This window comes from Planctomycetia bacterium (assembly GCA_034440135.1).
GTDB lineage: Bacteria > Planctomycetota > Planctomycetia > Pirellulales > JALHLM01 > JALHLM01.
This window is the reverse complement of record JAWXBP010000311.1, coordinates 1-3575: the sequence shown is the minus strand read 5'-3', so window position 1 is coordinate 3575 and position 3575 is coordinate 1. Positions and strand designations below refer to the sequence as shown.

General features: G+C 56.7%; 4 protein-coding genes. All 4 read left to right on the top strand.

The features are described 5' to 3' along the window. On the top strand, positions 1–543 hold a 543-nt coding region (locus SGJ19_18735; protein MDZ4782287.1), incomplete at its 5' end, for a hypothetical protein. 567 nt (positions 544–1110) lie between these two features. After that, on the top strand, positions 1111–2466 hold the full coding sequence (locus SGJ19_18730; GenBank protein MDZ4782286.1) for a hypothetical protein: 1356 nt from the start codon (positions 1111–1113) through the stop codon (positions 2464–2466). Beyond that, a complete protein-coding gene (locus SGJ19_18725) occupies positions 2463–2990 on the top strand; it encodes a hypothetical protein (protein MDZ4782285.1) in 528 nt (175 codons plus the stop codon). Before SGJ19_18730 ends, SGJ19_18725 begins: the two co-directional genes overlap by 4 nt. A 26-nt stretch (positions 2991–3016) precedes the next feature. Then, the gene (locus tag SGJ19_18720; GenBank protein MDZ4782284.1) at positions 3017–3274 is read left to right on the top strand and encodes a hypothetical protein; all 258 of its coding nucleotides are present in this window, start codon (positions 3017–3019) and stop codon (positions 3272–3274) included. Positions 3275–3575: the final 301 nt, after the last annotated feature.

Sequence of the window (3575 nt, the reverse complement as noted above, 5' to 3'; positions counted from 1 at the left end):
TTCACCAACTTCACCACCGGCCAGGTTCTGCCCGGCGACCAATACAGCTTCACCTACGACCCGGCAGCCCGTGTTGCCACGATCGATTTTAATGCCGTCTCCGGCGGGTTTCTTCCCGACGGAAACTATCAACTGAGTTTCACCCCCGGCGGCGTGACCGACCTGAGCGGTAACCCACTGGCGCTCGGCACGGTCATCAGTTTCTACACCCTCGCCGCCGACGCCAATCGCGATCGATCGGTGACCCTCGACGATTTCACCGTGCTCGCCGCCAATTTTGGCGCAACTCCGCGCGTGTTCAGCCAAGGCGACTTCAACTACGACGACGCGGTGAACCTCGACGACTTCACAATTTTGGCCGCCAACTTCGGCAAGACGCTTCCCGCCCCCGGACCGCTGCCCGCCAACGTTCCGCGTGCCATTTCCACCGCCATTTCCACATTGCCCAATCCCGCGGCCAAGCCGGCGACTTACGACAACCAATTTTCCGGGACGAGGATCATCGACGAACTAAGTTTGGCATCACTAACTTCTAACACCTGATTCCAATGCCACCGCCCGGAACGAGCGGCGAGCGTGAGCGACCCGATTCCTGCAACTACATCATCGGTCGCTGATGCTTGCGGCGCATTATTCGGGTTAAAAGCGGTTACCGCTGCGCCTGACCCGACCCCTGCCATCCTGCAGGCCACCGACCTATTCAAAACCGTGCATTTTCGTGCATTTTCGTGCATGCGATGTCCTCCTTCATCCGCCTGGAATTAGCCAATTGCCTAACTATCGGGGGTCTTACCTTCAGTTGCCAAAGACCGCCGATCGGCCATTTTCTAAGAGACCATCGCACCAGAACATAATCCTAACTAATGTCCAAAAAGTCAAGAGAATTCCGCGGGATTTTTCCGTCCGGTGCAACCGCCGCGTTATTGCTGGGGAGGTATACCACGTTCTCAACCGTGGCAACGCGCGGATAACGCTGTTTCATAAGTGGGGGATTGTGACGCGCTTACTCGTGTCTTGCGACGGGGGCTTGAGCGATCTCGCGTTCGGGTATCTTTCGGGCACTCGAATAAGGGCGCATCGTAAATCAGTAGTGACCCCTTTTCCTTTCTCATGCGAAAGATCGTCGATGACTTCGACAGCGCCAAGGACGAGACGATCGCGTCGAGCTATCTCAACGCCAACGGTTCGCTCAACCGCAACGACTGGCTGCTGAGCGAAACGTCGGTGAAAACCACGCCGGCGAGCACGACAACAACGGCGTATGCGTACAACGCCAACGGCTCGACGACCAGCAAATCAATCAACGGCGTAACATCCGAAACCTACACTTGGGACCTGCGCGGCCGCATGGCGAGTGCGGCGGTGAACGGGGTCGTCACGAACTACAAGTACGACGCCGACAACAATCGCACACAGAAGCAGACAGGCGCAACGACGACGCGGTACATCATCGATGCGCAGAACCCCACCGGCTACGCGAAGGCGATCGAAGAGCGCAACGCCGCCAGCGTGCCGACGAAGAGTTATGTGCTGGGCCGCGACATCATCGCCGAACAGGACGGCGCGTCGGCGGCGGTCGAGTATCTGGTGCAGGATGCACGCGGCTTCACGCGTATCCTCGCGGCCCCGACCGGCCTGGCGAACGCCAATCAACTGCTGGACATGGACGCGTTCGGCAACGCGCTGAACTACACGAATGCCACCGCCGGCACAGAATGGATCGCGCCGGACGGACGGACGGATGTCGAGACGGGGTTGACGTATCAAATCAACCGGTATAGCAATCGACTGACGGGGAAATTCAACAGTTTTGATTTCAACAACGATGGCGATCCAAGCAACCCGGCGACTTTCCACAAATTTGTGCTCGGGAATGCGAACCCGGTGTACTATCTGGACGCGAGTGGTAACGTTTCGCTAACGGAAACGTTAGGCACGCTCGGCATTCGGCCGAAGTTTGCATTGGCCGTGATTTCGATAAGCGCCGCGATCCTTGGGGGCTCCTACGCTTACAACACGCTTGCAGTGGGCAATTCTCTTACTACGGTTCAAGGCCAAAAGCTAAACCGAGCCATCCACCTACTCAGGGTTGAAGGATACAACTCATGGGCGGATTTGGCGGCCGGGGTCACCTACAAAATCGATCCCGAACTAGGCGATTGGGGTCAGACCCGCTTCGCCTACAGAACTGTACTCTTGCGGCCCGACTCCCTTCAGCTTGACGATCGGCTACTGGCGGCTCTAATCCTCCACGAAACTGTTCATGTTAGCCAATGGGTGATTGGCACAGAAGCACCAGCGTATCAAGTCCAATCCGACTATATGCGTTCGGCTCATCTCGATGGAAGGCTCGGCGAAGTACTAGCCCGCATCGGGGCGACATCCTTTACCGATCGCGCGTGGCTTCGTGACCAAGCCGATCACTTTCTGGAGTTCGCAACCCCGAATGCAGCGGTTCGACGATGAAGACACAGAATGTCAAAATGTTCAGTGGCGCCAACGGAACACAATCGCGCGTGGGCATGAAACTGCTACGCATCGGAATTGATCTCGCGATGCTCGGACTCGTCGCTGTGATGTCGGCAATTTCTGGGCATTTCCTCGCGGAAGTGCTGGCACTCTTTGCATTCGTGATCTATGTGGCGTCATGTGTCCTGCGCCCGCGCAATCAGTATTCGGGATGGGTTCCAACTTTGCTCTCTGCAGGAGTTGTAATTTCTGTGTTACTTCCGGCTGACATTGCCTTGCGGGATGGAGCGCATTGGAGTGCCAAAGTGGTAAAGGTCGAAAATTCTTCCACGCCAGAATGTGAACAGAGTTTTGAGGTTCTTCGGTATCGAACCGAGTTCGTACGCGTCAGATGGGCGTTTGTGTTTATAATTCCGATTCCACGATATGTCTATACTCCATTGTTTGTCCACCCACGAGCGCCGTTCTTGATCGGAGCACAACGTGAGCAACAGCGAGACACTGCCAAACCGCGTCCCTAGCAGAAGCGGACTTTCGGCGTTCGCGCGTGCTGGACCAGCGCGAGCGCATGACCAGCGTGACGGTGAACGGGGTCGCCACAAACTATCGGTACGATGCCGACAACAATCGCACGCAGAAGCAGACGGGCAGCGTGACGACGCGTTACACCATCGACCCGCAGAACCCAACGGGTTACGCGAAGGCGATCGAGGAGCGCAACGCCGCCGGAGCACCGACGAAGAGTTACGTGCTGGAAGCAGAAAACGGGACAGGTCCAATTAACATCAAACGTCTACTAATGTAAACACACTTCGAGCTTGTACGCACGGCGGTCGTAGGACTGCTGCTCGGTCAGCCGGGTCTGCGTGGAACCCTTTATGCCCTGGTGGTTCCCGCTCGCAAAGCCGAAGACGCGCTTAGCGAGAAATGCCGCGGAATCGCCTTGACTTTTCGGAATTAGTTAGGATAATGTTTTGGTGCGATGCGGGTCGAAACAGAAAAAGGGTCACTACTGATTTTCTGTCCGCCTTCATCCGCCCGGCGGAATCATTCCGCCTGTCGGTTCGGTCGGTTGGCATTATATGCTCGCCCTCTCCATCCGCCAG

Bases quoted from the DNA above. Each gene is read 5' to 3' on its own strand.
- SGJ19_18730 (MDZ4782286.1), top strand. From the start codon at position 1,111: ATGCGAAAGATCGTCGATGACTTCGACAGCGCCAAGGACGAGACGATC.
- SGJ19_18725 (MDZ4782285.1), top strand. From the start codon at position 2,463: ATGAAGACACAGAATGTCAAAATGTTCAGTGGCGCCAACGGAACACAA.